Below are 23881 nucleotides of genomic sequence, written 5' to 3'. Positions count from 1 at the left end.
TTTCTAATGTGAGTTTGGTCGCTTTTCATTATAAGTCATATGGGACTTTTTGTGTATATTCAAAAAGCCCTATAATTCCACAGTGGAGTTACCCACTACAGAAATTATAGAGCTTGAAATATGGAAGAGCTTTTTGTTTGTAGAAAATGCACATAAAATTTATTTTTGTCCGAGTAGAATCATTTGGTCAATAAAGCGGCGTGCACCGGTGATTGTTTCTTCGTCTAGGGTGATTTCTTCGCCTGCTTGACCGAGTAGGCAATTATAAATGTCAGCTAGCGTTGTCATTTTCATATTGTGGCAAACACACTCGGTTGATAACAGATAGAAACGTTTGTCTGGACATTCGAATTGCAAGTGTTGGACAATACTGCTTTCGGTACCGATGATAAATTCTTTTTCAGAACTGTTTTTGGCATAAGCCATGATTTCTGTGGTACTTCCTGCAAAATCAGCCAATTCGGTCACCTCTGCTAGACATTCTGGGTGGACAAGAACTTTGGCATTTGGATGTTCTTCACGCGCACGAATGACATCACGTTTACGCATGCGCATATGCGTTGGACAGCCACCTTTGAAAAATTCAAATTGCTTATCAGGACATTGTTCAGCGACCCATTGTCCAAGATTGCGGTCTGGAACAAAAAGGATTTTATCATTGTCAATATTACTGATGATTTTGACAACAGAAGAAGATGTCACACAAACGTCAACAAGTGTTTTTACTTCTGATGTTGTGTTGATATAAGCAACAACGGTGTAATCTGGGTGAGCTTCCTTTAACCAGCTGACTAACTTTTTATCAATTTGTGCAGCCATTGGATAGCCAGCCATTGGATTTGCTAGGGATAGATGTTTTTTCAGGAGATAGAACCTTGACAGTTTCTGCCATGAAACGAACGCGACACATGATAATCGTGTCTTGTGGTGCTTTGGCAGCGTATTTACTCAAGGCAAAAGAGTCACCGACAAAATCAGCCACTTCCCAAATATCCTGACTTTGGTAGGCATGGGCTAAAATGCAGACCCCCTTTTCCTTTTTGAGACGTAAAATCTCATCTTGCATCTCTCTTGTATTCATTGTAGATTGTGGTATCCTTCCTTGAATTGTCTTAGTTATATATTATAGTCCTGCAAGTCCTTAGTATCAAGATACCTATAAAGAAATTTTATCTATGTGTTTTGTCAGGTGTAAGGTTGAGTGGTAAAATGTTTCCTAAGTCGTATGATTTAATAACTAACCTATTTTTAAATAGTGTTAATAAAAGTGACGATTACAGTTTTAGTTCACTTGTAATTGTCAAAAAGAAGGTTTGTATGAAAACAAATGTACTTATTGTAGGGAAGTGGTTGTTCAGGGCTTTACACGGGGCTGAATTTGTCACAAGAACTTCAAATTACTATTATTACTAAAGATACATTAGAAAATAGCGATTCCTTTTTAGCTCAAGGTGGGATTTGTATGTTAAAAGATGATTCGGATTATGAATCGTTTTTTGAGGACACTTTGCGAGCTGGTCATTATAAGAATGACAAGGTTTCTGTTGATTTGATGATTAAGTCATCACCTGATGTTATCAAAGATTTGCTTGATTTTGGTGTGGATTTTCAACGTGATGAAAATGGCAATCTAGCCTTTACACGTGAGGGTGCGCATTCGGATAAACGTATTCTTTTTTATCAAGACACAACAGGAAAGAAATCACAAGCAGATTGCTTGCTGCGGTTAAAAAGCGTTCAAACATTACGTTGATGGAACACAGCTGTCTGCTTGATATTTTAGAAGAAGATAATCGCTGTTACGGTGGCGTGGTGCGTCTTGAAAATGGTGATTTGGAAAAAATCAGAGCTGACGTGACTGTTCTTGCCAGCGGTGGTGTTGGTGGTTTGTATAAAAATAGCACCAATTTCAAACATTTGACAGGTGATGCGCTAGCTATTTCTCTAAAACATGACATTGAACTCAAGGATATGTCATATGTGCAAATTCACCCAACCACTCTTTATCAAGAAAATCCAAAAGAACGCCCATTTTTGATTTCTGAATCCGTTCGTGGGGAAGGGGCACTGCTTTACGATAAAAATATGAATCGTTTTGTGGATGAATTGCAGCCTCGTGACGTTGTAGCACAAGCTATTTTAAAACAAATGAAAAAAGACGGCACAGACCATGTTTGGGAAGATTTACGCACCATTCCCAAAAAAGAATTGGAAGAGCATTTTCCAAATATCTTGGCACATTGTCGTGAGGCTGGCTACGACCCATTCACAGAATGTATTCCTGTCGTGCCAGCGCAGCATTATTTCATGGGTTGAATTAAGGTTAATCATCACAGCAAAACAACCATGGATGCTTTGTATGCGGTTGGTGAAACAGCTTGTAATGGTGTGCATGGGCAAAACCGTCTGGCAAGTAATTCGCTGCTTGAAAGTCTCGTTTTTGCGAAACGTGCGGCTAAAGATTTGGTGGCTCACTATGAAACAGTTGCTAAATTGCCAGAAAGCTTGTCAGAGCTAGATTTGGAAGATTATCAAGACCAAGAAAGTCTCGAAGAGGACTACAAGAAAATGGTGCTTGAAAAGTTAGCCGAGCAAAATCAACTGGCTAGTTATATTGTATAGTCAAAATTGAGAAAAGAAAGGATAATGATGTTAGACCCAATTACTCTAAAATTAAACGTTGACCCGCTCATTTTGAGTGCTTTGTCTGAAGATATTAACAATGAAGATGTCTCAACGAATAGTGTTATGCCTGAAAATGTGGTTGGTCAAGTTGATTTGATTTGTAAAGAAGATGGGATTATCTGTGGCTTATCTGTTTTTGAACGCGTTTTTTACTTGCTTGACTCAACGACAACCTTTGACGTTTGGGTGAAAGACGGTGAAGCTGTCAAGGCAGGACAACATTTGGGAACCGTTCGTGGTGATATTCGTGTCTTACTGTCAGGCAAACGTACGTCTCTTAACTATTTGCAACGCATGAGTGGCATTGCGACTTACACGCATGAAATGGCAGAGCTGTTAAAAGACACTCCGATTACACTTCTTGATTCACGTAAGACCACGCCAAATAATCGTATTTTTGAAAAATACGCTGTTAAAGTTGGTGGCGGTAAAAATCACCGTTACAATTTATCAGACGGTGTTCTATTGAAAGATAATCACATTGGCGCAGCAGGTGGTGTAAAGGAAGCAGTTCTTGCTGCTAAAAATTATGCTCCGTCTGTTCGTAAAATTGAAATCGAAGTTGAAACGATTGAAATGGTCAAAGAAGCTGTGGAAGCAGGTGCTGATATTATCATGCTTGATAACATGGACCATGACACAATGAAAGAAGCAGTTACTGTGGTTAACGGCAAGGCAGAAATCGAAATTTCTGGAAATGTGACTAAGGAAAATCTGGCTTCTTATATTGATTTGAATGTTCAATATGTCTCAAGCAGAGCGATTACTCATTCTGCTAAAATTTTGGATTTATCCCTTAAAAATCTACATCCTGTTGATAACTGAGTTGATAAATTTCCAAAAGCAAAAATTATGGTTTGAAAAATCCCCAGCTCTTTAAAAGTTGGGGATTATATGTTGATAACTAAAAAAGGAAAAGCAGTAATCCACAGACGATTCCAACGAGAAAACCTGCCATGACATCGCGAGGATAATGTACACCGCCTAAAACGCGGCAAAGTGCAATCACTAGGGATAATATCAGAAAGAAAATGCCCAAAATAAGGTTCAACCGTAAAATAGCCATGCTGATAATGGTTGCCGAAAAGACATGACGACTTGGCATAGATTGTCCCTTGGTATTTTTTAAAATAAGTGGTGTGATGTTCCAAGTCTCGTAAGGACGAGGGACATTGAGCAGCTTGCGTACAACTGATACTAGCATAAACGAAAGGGCTGGGATAAGAATGAAAGCAAGCAGCCTATTTGACTGTATGCAAAACAGGTAAATGAGCATTAGTGGATAAATCAAATACATGATTTTTGTTAATAAACTGTTGACAACTTGCAGGCAACGAGTGGCGGTTGGTTTATTCTGAAAACTTCGTGTTAGCTTGTTATAAAATGTAGCGTAATTTTTCATAGCAGTCCTTTGTGTAATAATAGCTTCATTATAGCATATAAGTCAGACAAATATGGAAAATGAGATTTTTTTAAAAAAATTCTCATTTTCCGTAGCAATTAGTTGTCAAATCAATAATTTTCTCGTAAAATAGGCTCATAAACTAATAGAAAAGGAAATGAACTTTAGGATTGTTTAGCTGGTTGTAGTTTACTATTTAAAAATAGTTTGCCTTTTAATAAGGTATTTTCCAGTAGCTTCTAGAGTTCTAGGTAATTTATTATGGTACATAATGTTACAGATGCGACATTCGAAGCAGAAACAAGTGAAGGTCTTGTCCTTGTTGACTTTTGGGCAACTTGGTGTGGTCCATGTTTGATGCAAGCGCCAATTTTGGAACAATTGTCACAAGAAATCGATGAAGATGAACTTAAAATCGTCAAAATCGATGTTGATGAAAATCCAGATACCGCACAAAAATTTGGTATCATGTCAATTCCAACATTGCTGTTCAAAAAAGACGGCGAAGTTGTGAAACAAGTGGCTGGTGTGCACACAAAAGAACAAATCAAAGAAATCGTTGCTGAATTAAGTTAACGACAAGGTCAGGGGAAGCTCTGACCTCTTTTTTATCAATTAATGAAGTTTTCGGCTTGACTTAGAGTTAACTCAAAGGTATATAATGACTATGTCAAGAGGATGAAACTCTGACAAGGTTTACTTTCTAGATGTTGTGAACTAGAAAATAGAAAGGTTTGGTTATGATGTTTGGTGATAATTGAACTTGCCTAATGATTTTGTAAACTCATTTAGAAGCGTGGGAAACTTGTAAGTGAGAGTTGTTATCCCAAATTTTAGAAAGGAAAGGTTCAATTGTCATTTTTGATATGATAATTGAACCCGCCCTACCCGACTGTGTAAAAAAGATAAATCTTCCTAGATGCAAGCATCGTCGGTCGATTTCCTATTTTTACTTTGTCGTATACGGGCTCGGTATCTTATTTATGAAATCTGCTATTTTTGAAAAAGCTGGTCTGATGACTGTTGAAGAAGTGGCTAAGCCAACTTTGCAAGCTGACGATGATGTTATTATCAAGGTTGTTCGTGCTTGTGTCTGCGGTTCTGACCTTTGGTCTTATGCTAATGGTGATGAAAAAGCTGCACATTCTGAAAACTCAGGTCACGAAGCTCTTGGTATTGTTGAAGAAGTTGGTTCTGCCATTACGACCGTACAACCTGGTGATTTTGTCATCGTGCCATTTACTCACGGTTGTGGGGAATGTGATGCTTGTCGTGCTGGTTTTGACGGAACGTGTGATAACCACCCTGGCGACACAAACTGGTCTTCTGGTTTCCAATCAGAATATGTCCGCTTCCACTATGCTAACTGGGCTTTGATTAAAATCCCTGGGCAACCGTCTGATTATTCAGAAGGTATGATGAAATCACTCCTTACTTTGGCTGATGTTATGCCAACAGGTTATCATGCTGCGCGTGTTGCTGACGTAAAACGTGGCGATAAAGTCGTTGTTATTGGTGATGGAGCGGTTGGACAATGTGCCGTTATTGCGGCGAAAATGCGCGGAGCTTCTCAGATTGTCTTGATGAGCCGACACGAAGACCGTCAACAAATGGCGCTTGCTTCAGGAGCTACCGCTGTCGTTGCTGAACGCGGTGAAGAAGGCATTGCTAAGGTTCGTCAAATTCTCGGCGGAGGAGCTGACGCTGCTCTTGAATGTGTCGGTACAGAAGCTGCTATGGAGCAAGCTCTCGGTGTTATCCACAATGGCGGACGTATTGGATTTGTTGGTGTCCCTCATTACAATAATCGTCCGCTAGGTTCAACATTTGCACAAAACATTACTGTCGGAGGCGGTCCAGCTTCTGTCACTACCTACGACAAACAACTCCTTCTTAAAGCAGTCCTTGACGGTGACATTAACCCAGGTCGCGTCTTTACAAACACTTATCGCTTGGATGACATTAACCAAGCCTACAAAGATATGCAAGACCGTAAAACCATTAAATCACTGATTGCCATGGACTAACCTAACGCTTAAGCTGTTAACATAACCTCCCGAAATTTTTCGGGAGGTTTTTCTTTCTTTTTTCGAATAAATAGGTAGGAGGGAAAAATGAGAGTAGTGAGTGTGTTGAGGTTGTTACTCCTATCTTTTTTATTTTATTGTGGTGATGTTAAGGCTGAAACGGCTGATAATATTTGTTTTGTTACGCTTGATGCGGTGAAAGAAAAAATGGCGGCTAAAGAGGAATTTTTCCTTTTTGTTGGTCGTTTGGATAATGTGGATACGCAGAGAGGTTTGAAGTGGCTTGAAGCTGTGGAACAAACGATTTATTTTCTTGATACTAAGGAAATTGATTATGTTGCTTATAAGAAATTTGTCAAGAAATACAATATCAGAACCATGACACATTTGGGATATTTTAAAGGGAAATATCAATTTGCGGTGGCTAATGTCTTTACGGTAGATTTGCCAAGTTTTCTAGGTTATCAAGGTATTCTCTTTCAAAATCAGCAAAATCTGTTATACTAAAGCTGACATAAAAACAAATCGCAGTCGGTATTCTGTGAGTACAATATGTATCAGTAACCTTCCCCTTCCGAGGTCGTCCATTGTCAATTTTTTTAAGGAGGGGCTGTTATGAAAATGACAGTATATTTTGATGGGGCATTTTGGTCGGCTTTGATTGAATTTACGGATTCGAAGAAACGTTACAAGGCTTTTCGTTACGTGTTTGGTAAAGAACCAAAGGATGATGATATTCTAAACTTTATTGATGTTTCTTTGGGAAAATGGCTGCGCAGGTATGATAAGGTTGAAGTAAGCTCTGAGTTTTCAGCGCCAGCTATTTCACAGAAAAAACGAAATCCAAAACGAGTGCAACGTGATATCAATAAGGCAAAGTGTAAGCCTGTGGTGTCAACGAAAGCTCAGCTTGCTATGCAGGAAATGCGTGAGGAAGTCAAGAAAGCTCAAAAGTCTAAGCAAAAAGTGAAGCGTGAGCGAGAAAAAGAACGAAAATACTTGCTTAGGCAAGAAAAGCATCATCAGAAAAAGCGGGGACATTGAAAAGAAAAAAGTTTAAGTTTTCTGTAAGAAAAAATTTAGGTTTAGTTAAGCAAGTGGCTCTATACTATAAACAATCCTAATAAACTTTCTTTTTCATAATCTCCTAGAGATCCCTAGCTTGAAGAAGCTGGGGTTTTCTTTTGTTATTTGAAAATAAAAAACAAGATGAGAAATTCTCACCTTGTTTTTAACTTAACCCAGATATTCTGCGATAGCGGTGTTGGTTGCGATGCGACCGAATGTGAAAATGTCTGTTAGCGAATTTCCACCGAGGCGGTTACCAGCGTGGAGTCCGCCAGCTACTTCGCCAGCTGCAAAGAGCCCTTTAATCGTTTGCCCGTTTTCGTTAATAACATGGGCTTTGGTATCAATTTTCAAACCACCCATGGTGTGGTGAACGGCTGGTTTGCGTGGTGTCGCGTAAAATGGTGCTTTTTCGACTTTGAGGTCGAAGGCACCTTTGTCAAATTCGGGGTCATGACCAGCATCAACGTATGAATTGTAATTGGTGATTGTTTCTATCAAAACGGCTGGGTCAATATTGATTTGCTCTGCTAATTCTTCCAAAGTATCAGCGCGGAAAAGCGTTCCAGCTTCTACTTGAGCATCAATTTTTTCTTGGCTTGTATTATAAGCTGTTTCTTTGATATTTTCATCAGCAATCAAGTAGAAAAGTCCACCGTTATCAATTGCCGCTTGGGACAATTGGTCACGGCTGCCGTATTCGTCAACGAATCGTTTTCCTTTGGTATTGACCATGATAAAGTTAGCTGGTGGGACTTGGAGACCTGAGAAGAGAGCACCAGTAACTGGGTCTGATACGGGCATCATTTGGCTGAATCCCATTCCAACCAAGTCAGCACCGACGGATTGACCAAGGAAAATGCCGTCACCAGTGGCAGATGGGGTATTAGACGTGGCAATGTCGTCATCAATTTTTGACCAGTAAGTATTGTACTGTTGGAGCATTTTAGTATTTGCTCCAAAGCCACCTGTTGTCAGAATGACAGCTTTCCCATTTACGGTAATGCTTTGACCATTGCGTCCTGTTCCCTTAACACCTGTGACAATACCGTCTGTAACAAGCAATTCTTTGACTTGTGTATCTGTTAAAATAATGCCACCATTTTTTAAAACAAAGTCTTTCAAAACAGAAATAAAGGCAACGCCCATTGGAACTTTTGGTTTATGACCGCGGCGCCAGAGAGCTCCAACTGGCATGGTGACTTCGTCACGGACAAATTCAACACCGATATTTTCCAGCCAGTGGACAGATTCGAGGGCGCGCTCGGTTAAAACGCTGATTAATTGATAATTTCCGTGAATTTCATTGCCTTTAAGGTCTTTTCGTTTACCGCCAAGATAAGTTTGGATACGGTAGAGTAATTTTGAATCAAAGAGATAAGTGGAGTCTTTGAGGTATTCTTCGATTTCAACTTTTAAAGCACGGAAATCATCGATAAATTCAGGGTCGATTGTTGCTTCGTCAATGTCGTGCAATTCTTGAAGCGTATTAGCTTCACCAGGGTTAGCAGCAAATGTATTTTGCCAAGCAGGGTCAGGAGCATTCATTGGTCCACCGGCACGAACAGTGTTTCCACCAACAGATGGGAATTTTTCAACGACAACCACTTTTTTACCAGCTTGAAGGGCACGAGCTGCAGCAGCAAGCCCTGCTCCGCCGCCACCGACAACGACGAGTTCGGTATCGTAAATTCTATCTTCTTTATCAAGCGCTGATGGTGCTTTTGGACGTGAGCGGAGCGCATCTGGATTGGCACCTGCTTGTCGAACAGCACGAGCAACTCCGTCAAGAACACCATTTGATGTTACCGAAGCACCTGATACCGCATCAACATTTAAAGTTTGTCCTTCAATAATTTCACTTGGGATACGAGTAAAGACAACGTCAGCAATTCCGCCTGTTTCACCAGAAGAATCAATGTCAATCGCTTCAATACGTTCTTCTGAAAGGGTTACGGACATTGGCAAATCTCCGTTGTGCCCAACTGTCGTGACTTGATAAGTACCAGGTTCAAAACGAACTTCTTCTGGTTCATTGAGTTGATTGGCAATGGTTGCAAAGCGAAGGAATCTGAAGAAACATGATTCTAGAAAATCAATAGTTCCTTGGTCTTTAAGGTCACCATTTTCATCAAAAGCAGTTTGGACACGTCCTAGTAAAAATTCACTTCCTGGCATGACAGTAGCATTAACACCTGGTGCATCCAAAATTTGGCGAAGATGCAATTGCGCACGAGATGAGCCTTGAATGTCATAAGAAGCTCCAACAATCATGGTTGGCTTGCCAGCTAAAGGATGAATGTTGAAAGAAAGCCACTCAAGAAGGCTATTTAAGCTTGAAGGAATCGTGTGGTTGTGTTCAGGTGTGGCAATGATAACACCGTCCGCTTCTGTGATTTTGCTATTAAATTCTTGAATAATAGCTGACTCTGTCTGGTCATCTGTTTCATTGAACATTGGTACATCTATGATTTCTAAAATCTCGATGTCTGCTTTTTTGGCAAAATGTCTTGCCATGTATTGTAATAGCAGTCGATTATATGATTTTTTGGCGTTAGTTCCGACAATAGCGACTAATTTCATAACTTGTTACCTCCTATTTGGCTTCCCAAGCAAATGCTCTTTTGCGGTCTGTGTCTGCTTGGCTAGCGATTTGATTACTAATCTCAACAAATGATTGGAATTCTTTGAAATTATCTTCAAGTTCGGCGACTTTTTCAGGGTTATTGAGATTAAAATCATTATCTAAAACTTGTTCAGAATGTCCGAAACTTGTTCAGAATGTCCGAGGAAAAATTCTGTTCCTGGCATGATGCGTGCTTTTAATTCAGGGGCATCAAGGATTTGACGGAGATGAGCTTGTGCGCGTGAAGTACCGAGAGCACCAAGAGAAGCCCCAACAATCATGATTGGTTTATTGATAAGCACACGGCTAGTGTAGGCAATCCATTCAAGAGCAGAAGCAAGTGGTGCAGGAATCGTATGGTCATATTCTGGAGTTGCGATAATGACACCATCTGCGCTAGCGATTTTTTGAGAAAAATCAGCGACAGGAGCGGGAGCCATCTTATCCTCTGGTTCGTTGAAAGCTGGCAAATTCTTGATTTCAAGGATTTCAATATCAGCTGAATCAGAAAAATGCTTCGCCATAAATTTTAATAATTTTCGGTTGGTAGAACGATCTGAATTCGTTCCAACGATAGCAACTAATTTCATATAGTTTACCTCTTTTACACAAATAATTAACTATATCATACTCCTTTTTTAAATAAAATGTAAACGTTTTTATAGACAGACTACGATAGTATCAGTTTTCAATGCTATAATACAATTTTCTGATTTTTTAGTATTTTAGTATTGTTTTTTACAATGTAAGCGTTGATATTTTAAGGCGATTTTGTTATTATCTTTGTCAAAATAAGGCAAATGTAATCCAAAAGGAGGTCTCTTATGGATAAAAAAATAAATCGCTGGCTAGTGCTGGCAGCCTCAACTGCTATCTTACTATGCACAGGTGCAGTTTATGCTTTTTCAACTTTTGCGCAGCCTTTGAGTGAATAGACAGGCTAGATAATGCCCCAAATCATGTTAGTTTTTTTCCATTAATTCAGCCATTGGTCCGATTCCGATGATTTTAGGCGGATATTTTGCGGATAAAGGATGGGTGAAGTGGTCAATTGCGATTGGTGCAATTCTTTTTACTAGTGGTTTTTATCTCACGGGTACGGCAACTAGTTTAGCGCAGTTGTATATTAACTACGGTTTGATTGCAGGGCTCGGTCAAGGTTTTGCTTATTCTGGTTGCTTGTCCAATACCTTACGACTGTTCCCAGATAAGCGTGGCCTAGCTTCTGGGATAATAACAGGCGGTATGGGTTTAGCGGCTGTTTTTGCTTCACCGATTGCTAATAGTTTGATTTTATCTCATGATGCTCAGCACGCCTTTCGGACAATTGGTCTAGCTTATATTGTCATCGTTCTTGTGGCAAGTGTCGTTGTCCAAAAAGCACCTGCAGGATATAAGCCTGACGGTTGGAATCCACCGACTTCGTCAGCACAAAATGTGGTCAACAAAACATGGATTGACATTCTAAAGACACCAGTTTTTTATGTTGTTATTGCGATGTTTTTTGTCGGAGCTTTTTCAGGACTTATGATTGCTTCAAATGCTCGTACGATTGGCACGTCAATGTTTGGGCTTTCGGCAACGGTCGCCGCTCTTTACGTATCACTCTATTCAATTGCTAATTCGAGTGGACGTTTTATCTGGGGAACTTGTTTCAGATAGGATTGGGCGTTCAAACACCCTCTATATTATTTTCACCGTTATTACCTTAGCGCTAGCGGTTCTGGCATTTGTTCCAGGATAAGCTGGTTTTGCTGTTGGTATTATTGGGCTTGGCATTTGTTTTGGTGGTGTCATGGGAGTTTTTCCGTCAATTGTTATGGAAAATTATGGTCCCGCCAATCAAGGTGTAAACTATGGTATCGTGTTTACAGGATATTCAGTAGCAGCTTATTTTGCACCAAGTATCGCTTCAAATATAGCAGTAGCAAATAATGGAAGCTTCTCAATTGCATTCTACATTGCTATCATATTAGCACTTGCAGGGCTCTTGCTCAATTTCCTATACGGGAAAATTAGCCAAAAAGCTTAAATAAAAATAAGGATTGGTTTATTCCAGTCCTTATTTTATTTCAATCATTCAAGCCATGGGAATTTCTGGCTGTTGTGAATGTGCTTGAGTTCGAGTAAGGTCAAGTCTTGTTCGCAATGGTCAATTGTTCCCAGTTTTAAAGTAAGTTTATCTGGCATATCATCTTTGATGTGGTAAATTTGGCTGTGACAATTCTTACAATAATAGCGGTATTTTCCTTTAGAGGATTCATAAGTCACAATCTCATCTGCACCAGATAAGATTTGAAAATCTTCAACGTTGACCAAAGGATTAACCGAAAAAGCCGAAGAAGAAGCTTTTCGACAGGTGGTAATTCAGAAATCTATGATTTCGTTGACGTACTCCCGTCAGGATGATTAGGATTGTCACAGTCCAAAGGACGAAGAGAATCTAATCAGCTACGACGCTACGAACAGTGACAAAACACGATAGGTCCTAACAGTTTTTGGGCTTGGTAAGTGACAGTGTGACAGAGACATGAACCCGTGATCATTTTATCCCTCCATTTTCAGATACTCTTTTAACATTTTCTTTTGTGGGGTTGCCATGGGGTAGGTCGAAAGTTGGTCTTGTGCGACCCAGCGGAGTTCCCTATCTTTGGTAAACTCATTTGAGTTGACTGAGCCTTCGATGAGTTCGATTGTCCATTTTTGGTGGCTAAAGGTATGCTTGACGTGATTGAAGGTTTGATTTGTCCAAGTTGGGTTTAGTTTATATTCTTCCTTAAATAACGTTTTTTGCGACGTTGTTTTGAGAGTGTTTTTGGCATTATTTGTCTCAAATAAATCAAGTTGTTGCCCAATAAAATCAGTTTCCATGATTGGAAATGACCAAAAACCACCAAGCAATCGCCCGTCTGTATTCTTTTCTAATAAGAAATCACCTTTGCTGTTGCGAATGACAAAAGCTTGAATTTGCAACGGTTTTGGCTTTTTCTTTGGCAATTTGATAGGGTATTTGTCATAAGTGCCGTGTAAATAAGCTGCGCTGAAAAAGCGAATTGGTGATTCATCTGGGCGAGGATTTTTAGCAGAGTCAATATCTGTGCCCAAATCCATAAGTGCTTGATTGAAATCCCCAGGGCGTTCAGGGTCAATGAGAACTTCCATAATAGCTTGAAAGATTTTGCGATTTTTAGGGTCACTAATATCATAATTGACCTCAAAAAGCCTTGCCATAACACGCATGACATTGCCGTCCACAGCTGGCTCGGGAAGGTCAAAAGCAATGCTTGCAATCGCACCAGCTGTATAAGGTCCAATTCCTTTTAAGGAGAGAATATCATCATAAGTGCTAGGAAATTCGCCATTAAAATCGTCCATGATTTCTTGCGCAGCTTTTTGCATATTGCGCACGCGTGAATAATAACCTAAGCCTTCCCACGCTTTAAGTAATTTTTCTTCAGGAGCTTTGGCGAGATCGTCAACGGTTGGAAACCAAGCTAAAAAGCGTTCATAGTAGGGAATAACAGTAACAACTTGTGTTTGTTGCAACATGATTTCAGACACCCAAATGTGATAAGGATTTTTGGTTCTGCGCCAAGGCAAATCTCGCTTTTCATTGTCATACCAAGCAAGCAGCGTGCGACGAAAAGAAGCAATTTTCTCATCATCCCACATCTCAATGCCATAATCAGTAAAATTAATCATATCTCTATTTTAGCAAAGAATGATTTCTTTGAATAACAAAAACGCTTATTATTTTATTTCATCAAAAATGAGATTTTTGACTATTTTTTAGAAAAATGAGTATTTAGGTATTGACAAAAGTAAGCGGTTACACTATAATAAAAGTGTAAAGAAGGATGACAAAAGTAACGAAGTAAGGAGGTAACAGTTCTTATGATGAAACCACATGTCGCCCGGTACAAAAATGGTGATTAGTCTCCTAGTCGGAGTGAGTAGGCACAGTTGACTTTACGGAGGTGGCGCTTATGTTAGCTTTTAACTTAGGACGCTATAAAGATGGTGATTAAGCATCTTGTTTAGCCTTGAAAACCAAAACTTGTAACAAAGTACATCGGAGGAACCCCTTATGTTGATGTTTAATGTAGGTCGTTACAAAAATGGAGACTAACGACTTGTTGCAGAAAATAGCGATAAAGGAGTGATGTCACATTTTAGGTGAGAAAATATTATTGGAAGTAAACGGTTAGAAATGGCTAGTGCAAGAAATATTACCGGTTGATCTTGTTGCTAGTAACAGTAGTAATCGAAAGGGCTTCTAATCATATTGCTTCCATGTTTAAAAAAGCTTTTAAAGAAAGTTGTGATAGATATGAAAGCAATCAATGTAGGCCGTTACAAAAATGGATACTCTAAACAGATATGGCGACGAGTCAATCGCTGTATCAATCAAAAAACAGAAAAACAAATTAAAAATTAGGTGATTATTATCGTTGTTATGTGAGTATTTTCAGATTAATGGAGGTATCTTATGAACGTAGCAAGATATAAAAATTGTGATACTTTAGCTAGTTGCAGAAAATAGCTAAAGGAGTGAAACCAATGTAAAAAGTAGTGATAAAAAAAGTCGTGGAGGTATGTACAATGCTGAAAATGAATTTAAGTCGCTATAAAAATGGAGATAATAATCCAACAGCCTAACTCCTTATGAGATTGGTATGTTGGTACAACATACGCAATATTTTTAAAAGGGTCTGGAACACTTAGGTGTTCCAGATTTTTTGTTTTTTTTAGCTTATTTTTAACGGAAAATTTGTGAGAATTAATAGTTTAAGCGTTTTTTTCTTTTGCCGTGCTTAAGATAGCATTAAGTTTTAAGATGGATAATGGTTGCCAAGTAAATTTAACAGAAGGAGCAGCCATTTTGCCAACAGAAGCGAAAAAAAGAAGAGGTACCTTTATGAGGTTGACCTCATGCGCTGTATTTTTATTTTTGGAGTGCTGATTAATCATGTTAGTTCTCTATTTACCAACGCCGTATCTAAAAGTTCAGAGCTTATGAATTTTTCACGGTAACTCACTTAATGCCCCCCCTTTAGAAATAGTGGGAAAATATGGAAAAAAGCCCTTAAAATGAGGCTTTTGAGGTGTATTTCCTTTTTTAGTAGCTAATTTGGTAGCCAAAGAGATTTAGTCGATAAAATCACTTGATATGAGATTGAGTTTATCTGTCAATTCAGCATCAGCGTTTGGGTATAAATGACTATAAATGCTAAGTGTAGTTTTGACATCAGAATGACCTAATCGTCTTTGAATAGGTTCTGTTGCGAAGTTTGAAAATCAAACGCGCCCTCTCTGAACTCCAAATATCTTAGGCTGTTATTCCCATTAATACCTTGATTTCAGTAGAGACCGAAAAGCCGAAGAGTGTTCCATTTCTTCGGTTCTTTTTGTATATTCCTCGAATGGTCTCCATGCCCTTTATCGTGGAAGAGGCTGTACGGAGACTTTGATAAAATTTATTTCGTCGTTTAATAGGTCGATGGTCTTGTTCTATTAAATTGTTAAGATACTTCACAGTTCGGTGCTCTGTCTTAGTATATAAACCCACACTCTGTAACTTTCTAAAGGCGGAGCCAAGAGAAGGTGCTTTGTCTGTCACGATGACTCTAGGCTGTCCAAACTGTTTATGAAGTCGTTTTAAGAAAGCATAGGCTGCTTGAGTATCCCGTTTCTTTCGTAACCAGATATCTAAGGTTAAGCCGTCCGCATCAATTGCACGATAAAGATAATGCCAACGTCCCTTAATTTTGATATAGGTTTCGTCCATTTTCCATGAATAGAAGGATTGTCTATTTTTCTTCTTCCAAAGATAAAAGAGGACTTTGATGTACTCTTGCACCCAGCGATAAATCGTAGTGTGACAAACATTTATTCCACGATCATACAGTAGTTCTTGAACTTCACGATAGCTTAGATTGTAACGCAGGTAGTAACCAACAGCGACAATAATCACATCTTTTTGAAATTGTTTCCCTTTGAAATGATCCATCTGTCTACCCTCACTCTCGTTTTCTTACATTTTACAATAAATCAGGAGTTATGGGGAACTTTGCAACAGAACCCTATATGTGTTATAATATAATTGCTTACATATACCCATATCTAGTTGATAGAATCTTTTAAATTAATAACCCACATTCAAGTAAGAGGTGGATGTACGTACTAGATCGATCATGGAGGATAGTTAATAATGACTAAAATGCAACATGATGATAATCCTAAAAATGCAGATTATAAGAAGGCCGACTAAGTATACTCTAGCATCGTTAAAAAAGCTTAGTTTCTCTCTTTCAACTTAAATGTAGGAGAAATATTCATGAAAAATTATATTTTAACACCAAAATTACGTACTTCATATGATGGTTCAATAAAACCACGCCGTGATATAAGTGATATTCTGACATCTAAATTATTATTTGAGAAAATTAATTATCCTATGTTCAATTCTCAATTAACAGAGTTTCCTGATATTAACAATAAGGTAATGGATATTGTAGAACCAAATTCCGTAATTTATTTTCAGTATCCGCTTTATATTACATCTGATTTTCAAGTAGACTTAATAAGGAAAGCACATATGAATAAGTGCTCTGTTATAGCCATAGTACATGACCTAAACAGTCTAAGAGGCCTACATACTACTTTAGAGAGGGATATAGAATTATTAAATCAATTTGATGTTATAACTCTTCCTAGTAAATTAGCAAGAGAGGTACTGACCAATAATGGATTGAATGTGCCTGTAGTTATTCAAACCGATCCGTTTGATTTTTTGACTAATACACCAATCAATTATCCTACTTTTTCACATACTGTTAATTATGCTGGTAATATTTCCTTTATTAAGGCTGGATTTTTAGAAAATATCAATGACGTATATATGCATATCTTTGGCAGTAACTTAGATTTTACGCTTCCAACCAATCTTGAATATATGGGGCAGTTTGATAATGACACACTTATTTCAAAATTAAACACTGGGTATGGGTTGTTATGGGATTCAGATGGGATCGATAATACCAAGTTTAAAACGTATGAAAAATATAATTGGCAATATAAGTTAAGTCTTTATTTAGCTTCAGGAATTATTCCTATAGCCGACACTAATTCTAATGTTGGCATATGGTTAAACAATAATAAATGTGGATTAACATTAGACATTTTGGAAGAACTCAATAATAGCATTATGGCCATTTCAAAATCTCAATATGGGCAATTACAGAGTAATGTCCGTATACAACAACATAGATTGCGCGAAGGATATTATACAAAAGAATTGATTAGTAGTATAGAGTACGAATTAAATAAAAAATTTTAACACCTGTAGATTGAGGACCCGTCCCCCTCTATTTTTATAATAAGAGCGCAACTATATCATAAGCGTATAAAAATGATGTTTTTTAAAAATTTTAGTATAGGGGGGCTTGACAAAAATAGTAGCTCCAATGCTCTGTTAAAATGAACAGTAAACGCAGCAATGATAGGATTTCAACCCTTATATAATAGTATTAATAGTTTGTGACGTTAAGTCAATTTATTAGAGTCAAAAACGTATAATTTTAATATCTTTATTTTAAGTGATTACTTTTTCAAATTGATTAGGCGTAAGATACCCTAAACTTTGATGGATTCGTTTTGAATTATAAAAGGCTTCGATATACCAGAAAATACTCTGATAGGCTTCTTCAAAGTTCTTATATCTAAATTGATACACCCACTCTCTTTTTAAATGTCCATGCCAAGATTCAAGACTGGCATTATGATAAGGATACCCTTACGACTGAAGGAGTGGGTGAGTCCAGAATTTTTTATTGTCTCTTCATACTCATGACTAGTATACTGACTTCCTTGGTCAGAATGAAGAATAACAGCTTCTGGATAATTTTGTGATTTCAATGCCTTAATCAAAGTCCTTTGCACTAATTCTACAGTCATTCGCTTGTCTAAATCCCAAGTAATGACTTTTTTAGTGTAACGATCCATAATGGTTGAGAGATAAGCCCAGCCTTGTTGAGTAGGGATATAAGTAATATCGGTTGACCAAACCTTATTTTTCTTTGTAGGCTCATTTTGTATGAGGTTCTTTCTTTTAATGCCATCCCTAACGGAGTGTCCTGGTTTAAATTTTTTAACGACGACTGACTTGATCTGAAGTTGTCTCATTATTTTTTGTACGAGGTTTAACCCTACTTTTTCCCCTTGATTTAGTAAGAGGTGCTGAATCTTAGGTGCCCCATAGATTCCCCGATTCGCCTTGAAAAGTTGGACAATCTTAATTGCCAAGTGTTGCCTCCGTAATTGAGTTTTGGAACGACGTCGATTGATCCGTTCATAATAACTTGATTCAGAGACACCAAGAAGTTGACAGCTGAGCCTGACATTGAGTGCTAAAGTTTTAATGGTTTGAGTCATATCCGCAGCACTCACTTCTTTTTCTCGGCGAATATGGTCAATACTTTTTTTAAGATGTCTCGTTCTTCCTTAACTTTTGCTAGTTGTCTTTTTAATTCTAGAAAATCAGCTTTAGAAACTGAGCTTTCATTAGACTTAGAGTAGAGGTCGATCCATTTATAAATTGTTGCAGGAGACACGCTGTATTCTTTAGAAAGCTGTGTAACGGATTGCCCAGAATGATAGAAGTCAATAAGGGTTTCTTTAAATTCTTTTGAGTATCGTTTTTGCATGTTTTCGTCCTTTGTCTAAATTATACAATAATGACTCTAAGATTTAAGGATAACATCATTTTAGTATTTTATGGAAAATTTGAAGTCTTTAACGATATACTATTTTTTAGTTCACTTGTTGATTTTTTTAGTAGATTCAGGTCTAACTGTTATTATAACTTTAATGATGATAAAACTAAGAAACTATTATTTTTATAATTGACTCTTTTAGTTTAAGACGACTTTCAATATAGTTATTCTAGAGTAAGAAGATGTATTTGATAGAAAATATTAGTTTAGCAGGAAATTAATTGATTTTCGTGTTATAACACTCAAAAAATATATTAAAACAATTTGAATGTTATATTAAAAATTCAAGACAAGACAAAATTTTGTTACAATTTATGCTATAATGTATCTTAAACTAGCGAAAAGCGAGGTAGGGATATGTGGGTTGTTCGGAAAACGTATTGGCGTAGTGGTCAACAATATGTACAAGCACAGAAAATGTTTGAAGCCCGCGAAGAAGCGGATAATTTTAGAAAAGGCTTAGAGTTTGCAACGGAGCTATATGAAACGAATCTCCCTGTCTCTAATAAAGGTGAATTTTAATTTAATATTTATATAGAAAGCACGTCTGTGCTTTTTTATTGTCTTGTTTAATAGTAGATAATATCATTTTAACAATGCTCACAATGGACAAATGAAATCTTTCTGTAATACATAAATCTCTTGCGTATTCGCCCTACATATAGTATAATAATTCATTGTGAGTATCCCTCACTTACTCGTGACGAGGGTCACGGGTCATTAGACCAAAAGGAGGAAAAATATCAATGGCTAAATACGAAATTCTTTATATCATTCGTCCAAACATTGAAGAAGAAGCTAAAAACGCTTTGGTAGCACGCTTTGACTCTATCTTGACAGACAACGGTGCAACTGTTGTTGAATCAAAAGATTGGGAAAAACGCCGTCTTGCATACGAAATCCAAGATTTCCGTGAAGGACTTTACCACGTTATCAACGTTGAAGCAGAAGATGCAACAGCTCTTAACGAGTTTGACCGTCTTTCAAAAATCAACGGTGACATTCTTCGTCATATGATCGTTAAACTTGACGCGTAAGAAGGTGCTTTATGATTAATAATGTAGTACTTGTCGGTCGCATGACCCGTGATGCAGAACTCCGTTACACACCATCTAATCAAGCCGTTGCCACATTTACACTTGCTGTAAACCGCAACTTTAAAAATCAAAATGGTGAACGTGAAGCTGATTTTATTAACTGTGTGATTTGGCGCCAACAGGCAGAAAATCTGTCTAACTGGGCTAAAAAAGGCACATTGATTGGTGTTACAGGTCGTATCCAGACTCGTAATTATGAAAATCAACAAGGTCAACGTGTTTATGTAACAGAGATTGTTGCAGATGATTTCCAAATCTTGGAAAGCCGTGCTACACGTGAAGGTCAATCAGGTGGATTCAACAATAACAATTCATCATTTGGTGGCTCATCAAACGGTGGTGGATTCTCATCGCAATCTTCACAATCACAAACACCTAACTTTGGTCGTGATGAAAGCCCATTTGGCAATTCAAATCCAATGGACATTTCAGATGACGATCTTCCATTCTAATGGATATGGACAACTCAAGTGAAAAACTTGAAATAATAATAATATAAAGGAGAATAAAACATGGCTCAACAACGTCGTGGCGGATTCAAACGCCGTAAAAAAGTTGATTACATCGCAGCTAACAAAATTGAATATGTTGATTACAAAGATACTGAGCTTCTTAGCCGTTTCGTTTCAGAACGTGGTAAAATTCTTCCACGTCGCGTAACTGGAACTTCAGCTAAAAACCAACGTAAAGTAACAAAAGCTATCAAACGCGCTCGCGTTATGGCTCTTATGCCATTCGTAAACGAAGACTAATTCGTTACTTTAAATAAGAAAAATGACTCCGCAAGGGGTCTTTTTTGTGTATGCAAATGCTTTACAGAGTAAAACAATAATCGAGGTGTAAAATGAAACAGATTGTTTTTAAGGTTAGTAGGGAAGTTATCAAAATCATACGCTATTTAGTAATTATTGGAATTATTGTCATGTTTTTAGGTATTCTAGGTGCTGTTCTTGACGGCTGGAGTCAAAATGGAATGTTGACACTAGAGTATGGCTCTCAAATTGCTCAGGTACCGATTTGGTTTCCGATGCTTATATTGCTATTAGCGGCTGCTATTTTTTATATGGTCGTTATGATTATGCGAGTGTTAGACAAACTACTAATGAATTTTTAGAAAGACTTCTATTTCAATTCTGGAAATATCACTTATCTTTCTAAAATATTGCGTTGCTTGCTGATTGCGACAGGTATTCAGTTGGCTGTTAACCTTATTTTTAATTTTTTGAATCTTGAACATGTTAGTGATTTATTTGAGCTATCATTAAAAGATTATTGGTTCAACATTGTATTACTTGTTGTCAATTATATTGGTATCCTTGTGATAAAACACGGCGTTCAACTTCAAAAAGATTACGATGAGATTATTTAGCTATGGAAGAAATACAAGTACATTTGGATAAAATGCTCAAGTTGAGAAATATAACCTCCAAAGAATTGGCTGAAAAAGTTGGGATAACTGAGGCGAATTTATCGATTTTAAAGACTGGAAAGGCAAAAGGTGTTAGGTTTAATACGTTGATGAATATTTGCCGCGAATTAGACTGTCAACCAGGAGATATTTTAAAATATAGGAGAGACTAAGATGAAAAAGAGAAAATTTTTGCTAGGACTGTTAGCGCTGTTGCTAACTATTTTGGCGGGATGTGGTGTTGATTCAGAATTAACTGATGTGTCGCAAGACATTCAAACGGAGATTAACAAAGATTATTCAGCAGAATTGTCAGAAATGAATATTGTGGATATTATTTCAGTTGAGAGCGATGAGGAACAACAATTATCAGCATAGTTTTCAGGTGCTCTTTATATCATGGCTACCAAAGAGGACTTGCAGAAGTTATCTTCTGCAAGTCTATTTTGCTTTAAATGACGTTCCATTTACGGCTGTTAAAGAAAATAGTGACGATGATTTTAACCTTAGGTATAACAATAAGACGTATTTTTCGGTTAAGAAAATTGATGTGACAGATATTGATAAGGTGAAAATTACATCAGATTGGTCAAAGAAAATTATCGTGGCATTGCGTAATACCTAAAAAAGTCCTGCTAGGTTACCTAGCAGGACTTTTAATGTTTAAAAATTATTGTTGTGGTGACATGGCATTAAGGATATTATATTTCTTTTGAAGGAAATAACGTCCGAGAAGTGCAGCTGCACCAATTATTAACATAACGATGGCTGGTAATTGTGGGTTGATAACTGCTGGCAAGAATGCTGTTGCAGTGTAAAGGAGAACCCAACCAAGCATTGCTAAAACGAGCACCAAGATAGTTTTAGCCCAACCTGGACGTTTGCTTTTTGGTTTACCAGAATGGCGATAGATGAAGTGATAAGTGGCATACATAGCAGCACCACCACCAAAACCAAGGGCAAGCAATGAAAGCAAGCCAGAACTTGTTGTCGTTGAATTGAAGAAACCAATGACAGCATTAAGAAGAGCAACAACACCAATGAAAAGAAGTGATGTATCGAGCCACATTAACCAAGGATTATCATTTTTGGCAGTTTGCTCAGCTTTCTTGTCTGAAGCTTTTTCAGTAAATGAAGCAGCCCAAACGGTAGGTGCTCCGAAAAGAGCGCGCGCAGTCAAACCTTTTTTCTGATTTTCAACGATTGTTGGTAAAACTTCTTCTAAAATCGCTTTGATTTCAACATCAGATTTGCCATCTTGAATCAATTGATTAGTAGCAATGTGAATAAATTCTTGATTCTTTTTAGTAAGATTAGTTAAATCCATAATATATAGTCTCCTGTTTTTGTGAAATAGAAGTGTTGCTAAGAACATCCAGTAAAGCCCATGATTAAGATGAATTACTAGTGAGAGAAAATAAAACAGTTACTTCCTCTAATTAATAACCACCATAAATACGCTGCCGATAAAATATCAAACTTTCGTTACTCAACATAGCCCGACATATCAAATATCATAACGCAAAAACATTGGCTTGATAATAATCACTTTTCGAACTAGTAAGAGAGTTAGGAAAGTCATATAAGACTTCCCGTCGTTTTAAGAGTAGCTTTAGCTACCTTAAAACGTACTCTGTTAAAACCATTTCTTTCTAAAGAAATAGATAACAACGATGGCGCTCATAGCAGCGGCGATAAAGACAATGTACCAAAAGGCGTATGGTAGACCATTTAGTGGTAACCAGTTATTTTGAAAGTTCATGCCATAAGCTGAGAAGATAACGGTTGGAATATCCAAAGCCATGGTCATTAATGCCAAGGTTTTCATGATGGTATTCTGATTGTTGTTGATAATTGAAGCAGTTGCTTCTGTCATGGCGTTCAAGACATTTTCATAAATGCCAGCCATCTCAATCGCCTGTTGCGTTTCAATCAGGGTATCTTCAAGCAAATCTTCATCTTTGGTATATTTTTTCAAAGAACTGGTACTACTCGAAAGTTTTTTAACAATACGTTCGTTGAATTTCAATGAGGCTTTCAAATAGACGATAGATTTTTCCAACTCCATCATGTCAATCAATTGCTCATTACGTGTGGCGTTTTCCAATTCAGCTTCGATTCGGTCGCTTTGACGGTCGATAGAACGAAGGGCTGTTAGGAATAGCTCTGCATTACGATAAAGCAATTGGAATACAAAACGTGTTTTCATGAATGTGTAAAAGTTTTTCACACGACGATTGAAAAAGTTATCAAAAAGCGTCAATTCTTGCAAACACGTTGTGATAACAGCGTTATCTGTCACGATAATACCGAGCGGAATAGTGACATAGTAACTTTTGTTATTACGTTCTTCATAGGTTGGCACATCGACGATAATCAATGTATAATCATCTTCAACAGCAATACGTGATGTTTCTTCAAGGTCGAGTGGTGCACGAAGGTCTGTAATATCAATATTGAATTGCTCAGATAATTTGACAATTTCTTCCTGGGAGGGGTTGACCAAATTAATCCAAGCGCCGGGCTGGAATGTATTGATTTCTTTAAATTCTAACGCTGTTGATAGAAACATTTGTTCCATAAAAACAACCCTCCTTTTACTCTAAGATACAAAATCTAGTTAGTTTAGCGTAGAACATTGGATTTTGTTCTATTCATTTTTGCTGTATGTCATATTAAAATCCTTAGTTTGATATTTTCAAGAGGACAAAATCTTACATACCAATCTATTATACTACAATTAGCAGTTTTTTGGGATAAATAATAGTAGAAAATTTGTTATAATAAGGTAAGA

Annotated in this window: 25 protein-coding genes and 4 pseudogenes; 17 read left to right on the top strand and 12 right to left on the bottom strand. The window is 37.5% G+C overall.

Going from position 1 to position 23881, the window contains the following annotated elements; translation table 11 throughout:
• Window positions 1-159: 159 nt before the first annotated feature.
• Window positions 160-834: a quinolinate synthase NadA gene (locus SMA_RS08950; protein ID WP_230937575.1), complete on the bottom strand. Its 675-nt coding sequence runs from the start codon at window positions 832-834 to the stop codon at window positions 160-162.
• Window positions 803-1081, bottom strand: coding sequence for a quinolinate synthase NadA (nadA, locus tag SMA_RS12245; protein ID WP_318248488.1), 279 nt, complete (start codon window positions 1079-1081; stop codon window positions 803-805). The genes SMA_RS08950 and nadA overlap by 32 nt, the downstream gene beginning before the upstream one ends.
• 236 nt (window positions 1082-1317) lie before the next feature.
• Here nadA and SMA_RS08945 point away from each other — a divergent pair.
• Together SMA_RS08945 and nadC are read left to right on the top strand one after the other, a co-directional pair.
• Window positions 1318-2622 (top strand): annotated as a pseudogene (locus tag SMA_RS08945) (L-aspartate oxidase).
• 27 nt (window positions 2623-2649) lie between these two features.
• Window positions 2650-3510: a carboxylating nicotinate-nucleotide diphosphorylase gene (gene nadC / locus SMA_RS08940; protein WP_014295245.1), complete on the top strand. Its 861-nt coding sequence runs from the start codon at window positions 2650-2652 to the stop codon at window positions 3508-3510.
• 79 nt (window positions 3511-3589) lie between these two features.
• Here the strand turns inward: nadC and SMA_RS11130 are convergent, their stop codons facing one another.
• Window positions 3590-4087: a phosphatase PAP2 family protein gene (locus SMA_RS11130; protein ID WP_014295244.1), complete on the bottom strand. Its 498-nt coding sequence runs from the start codon at window positions 4085-4087 to the stop codon at window positions 3590-3592.
• A gap of 261 nt (window positions 4088-4348) precedes the next feature.
• Here SMA_RS11130 and trxA point away from each other — a divergent pair, with 261 nt between their 5' ends.
• The 4 genes from trxA to SMA_RS08920 all read left to right on the top strand — a co-directional run bounded on the left by trxA (window position 4349) and on the right by SMA_RS08920 (window position 7158).
• Entirely contained in the window at window positions 4349-4663 is a 315-nt protein-coding gene (gene trxA / locus SMA_RS08935) for a thioredoxin (RefSeq protein ID WP_014295243.1), read from the top strand.
• Between the two features lie 407 nt (window positions 4664-5070).
• Complete coding sequence (locus SMA_RS08930; RefSeq protein ID WP_014295242.1) at window positions 5071-6114, top strand: alcohol dehydrogenase catalytic domain-containing protein; 1044 nt, start codon at window positions 5071-5073, stop codon at window positions 6112-6114.
• Between the two features lie 87 nt (window positions 6115-6201).
• Window positions 6202-6621 (top strand): hypothetical protein, encoded by a 420-nt coding sequence (locus SMA_RS08925; RefSeq protein WP_014295241.1) that lies wholly within the window; start codon window positions 6202-6204, stop codon window positions 6619-6621.
• 108 nt (window positions 6622-6729) lie between these two features.
• Window positions 6730-7158: a YjdF family protein gene (locus SMA_RS08920; protein WP_014295240.1), complete on the top strand. Its 429-nt coding sequence runs from the start codon at window positions 6730-6732 to the stop codon at window positions 7156-7158.
• Between the two features lie 192 nt (window positions 7159-7350).
• On the opposite strand, the gene SMA_RS08915 is transcribed toward SMA_RS08920, so the two are convergent.
• Window positions 7351-9765, bottom strand: coding sequence for a flavocytochrome c (locus SMA_RS08915; protein ID WP_014295239.1), 2415 nt, complete (start codon window positions 9763-9765; stop codon window positions 7351-7353).
• A 13-nt stretch (window positions 9766-9778) separates the two neighbouring features.
• Window positions 9779-10398 (bottom strand): annotated as a pseudogene (locus tag SMA_RS08910) (NADPH-dependent FMN reductase).
• A 234-nt stretch (window positions 10399-10632) separates the two neighbouring features.
• Between SMA_RS08910 and SMA_RS08905 the strand changes: the two are divergent.
• Window positions 10633-11840: pseudogene (locus SMA_RS08905) on the top strand (L-lactate MFS transporter).
• 44 nt (window positions 11841-11884) lie between these two features.
• On the opposite strand, the gene SMA_RS08900 reads toward SMA_RS08905, so the two are convergent.
• The 4 genes from SMA_RS08900 to SMA_RS08885 form a co-directional block, all read right to left on the bottom strand.
• Window positions 11885-12127, bottom strand: a complete 243-nt coding sequence (locus SMA_RS08900) for a GFA family protein (protein ID WP_014295237.1) — start codon at window positions 12125-12127, stop codon at window positions 11885-11887.
• A 228-nt stretch (window positions 12128-12355) separates the two neighbouring features.
• Complete coding sequence (mutY, locus tag SMA_RS08895; RefSeq protein WP_014295236.1) at window positions 12356-13510, bottom strand: A/G-specific adenine glycosylase; 1155 nt, start codon at window positions 13508-13510, stop codon at window positions 12356-12358.
• A 1086-nt stretch (window positions 13511-14596) separates the two neighbouring features.
• Complete coding sequence (locus tag SMA_RS11570; protein ID WP_039671202.1) at window positions 14597-14779, bottom strand: hypothetical protein; 183 nt, start codon at window positions 14777-14779, stop codon at window positions 14597-14599.
• 358 nt (window positions 14780-15137) lie between these two features.
• The gene (locus SMA_RS08885) at window positions 15138-15818 is read right to left on the bottom strand and encodes an IS6 family transposase (protein WP_014295235.1); all 681 of its coding nucleotides are present in this window, start codon (window positions 15816-15818) and stop codon (window positions 15138-15140) included.
• Window positions 15819-16145: 327 nt separating this feature from the next.
• Here SMA_RS08885 and SMA_RS08880 point away from each other — a divergent pair, with 327 nt between their 5' ends.
• Window positions 16146-17147: a glycosyltransferase gene (locus SMA_RS08880; protein ID WP_014295234.1), complete on the top strand. Its 1002-nt coding sequence runs from the start codon at window positions 16146-16148 to the stop codon at window positions 17145-17147.
• Between the two features lie 255 nt (window positions 17148-17402).
• On the opposite strand, the pseudogene SMA_RS08875 reads toward SMA_RS08880, so the two are convergent.
• Window positions 17403-18513: pseudogene (locus SMA_RS08875) on the bottom strand (IS3 family transposase).
• A 426-nt stretch (window positions 18514-18939) separates the two neighbouring features.
• Between SMA_RS08875 and SMA_RS08865 the strand changes: the two are divergent.
• From SMA_RS08865 to SMA_RS12225, 9 genes are all read left to right on the top strand, one after another.
• Window positions 18940-19104 (top strand): hypothetical protein, encoded by a 165-nt coding sequence (locus SMA_RS08865; protein ID WP_014295232.1) that lies wholly within the window; start codon window positions 18940-18942, stop codon window positions 19102-19104.
• A gap of 224 nt (window positions 19105-19328) precedes the next feature.
• Window positions 19329-19619, top strand: coding sequence for a 30S ribosomal protein S6 (rpsF, locus tag SMA_RS08860; protein WP_009854900.1), 291 nt, complete (start codon window positions 19329-19331; stop codon window positions 19617-19619).
• An 11-nt stretch (window positions 19620-19630) separates the two neighbouring features.
• A complete protein-coding gene (locus SMA_RS08855; RefSeq protein ID WP_014295231.1) occupies window positions 19631-20131 on the top strand; it encodes a single-stranded DNA-binding protein in 501 nt (166 codons plus the stop codon).
• A gap of 60 nt (window positions 20132-20191) precedes the next feature.
• On the top strand, window positions 20192-20431 hold the full coding sequence (gene rpsR / locus SMA_RS08850) for a 30S ribosomal protein S18 (RefSeq protein WP_014295230.1): 240 nt from the start codon (window positions 20192-20194) through the stop codon (window positions 20429-20431).
• Window positions 20432-20523: 92 nt separating this feature from the next.
• On the top strand, window positions 20524-20793 hold the full coding sequence (locus tag SMA_RS12240; RefSeq protein WP_318248487.1) for a hypothetical protein: 270 nt from the start codon (window positions 20524-20526) through the stop codon (window positions 20791-20793).
• Window positions 20794-20850: 57 nt separating this feature from the next.
• The gene (locus SMA_RS12235; protein WP_223246318.1) at window positions 20851-21048 is read left to right on the top strand and encodes a hypothetical protein; all 198 of its coding nucleotides are present in this window, start codon (window positions 20851-20853) and stop codon (window positions 21046-21048) included.
• Window positions 21049-21050: 2 nt separating this feature from the next.
• The gene (locus SMA_RS08840) at window positions 21051-21260 is read left to right on the top strand and encodes a helix-turn-helix domain-containing protein (protein ID WP_014295229.1); all 210 of its coding nucleotides are present in this window, start codon (window positions 21051-21053) and stop codon (window positions 21258-21260) included.
• Between the two features lies 1 nt (window position 21261).
• Complete coding sequence (locus SMA_RS12230) at window positions 21262-21465, top strand: hypothetical protein (protein ID WP_318248486.1); 204 nt, start codon at window positions 21262-21264, stop codon at window positions 21463-21465.
• Window positions 21440-21712, top strand: coding sequence for a hypothetical protein (locus SMA_RS12225; protein WP_265672754.1), 273 nt, complete (start codon window positions 21440-21442; stop codon window positions 21710-21712). The genes SMA_RS12230 and SMA_RS12225 overlap by 26 nt, the downstream gene beginning before the upstream one ends.
• A 45-nt stretch (window positions 21713-21757) precedes the next feature.
• Here SMA_RS12225 and SMA_RS08830 read toward each other — a convergent pair whose 3' ends face one another.
• Window positions 21758-22414, bottom strand: coding sequence for a DUF1129 domain-containing protein (locus SMA_RS08830; protein WP_014295228.1), 657 nt, complete (start codon window positions 22412-22414; stop codon window positions 21758-21760).
• Between the two features lie 309 nt (window positions 22415-22723).
• The gene (locus SMA_RS08825; RefSeq protein WP_014295227.1) at window positions 22724-23668 is read right to left on the bottom strand and encodes a magnesium transporter CorA family protein; all 945 of its coding nucleotides are present in this window, start codon (window positions 23666-23668) and stop codon (window positions 22724-22726) included.
• Window positions 23669-23881: the final 213 nt, after the last annotated feature.

The organism is Streptococcus macedonicus ACA-DC 198, from assembly GCA_000283635.1.
Classification (GTDB): domain Bacteria; phylum Bacillota; class Bacilli; order Lactobacillales; family Streptococcaceae; genus Streptococcus; species Streptococcus macedonicus.
The sequence above is the reverse complement of the archived record's forward strand: the minus strand, read 5'-3'. Positions and strand labels throughout refer to the sequence as shown.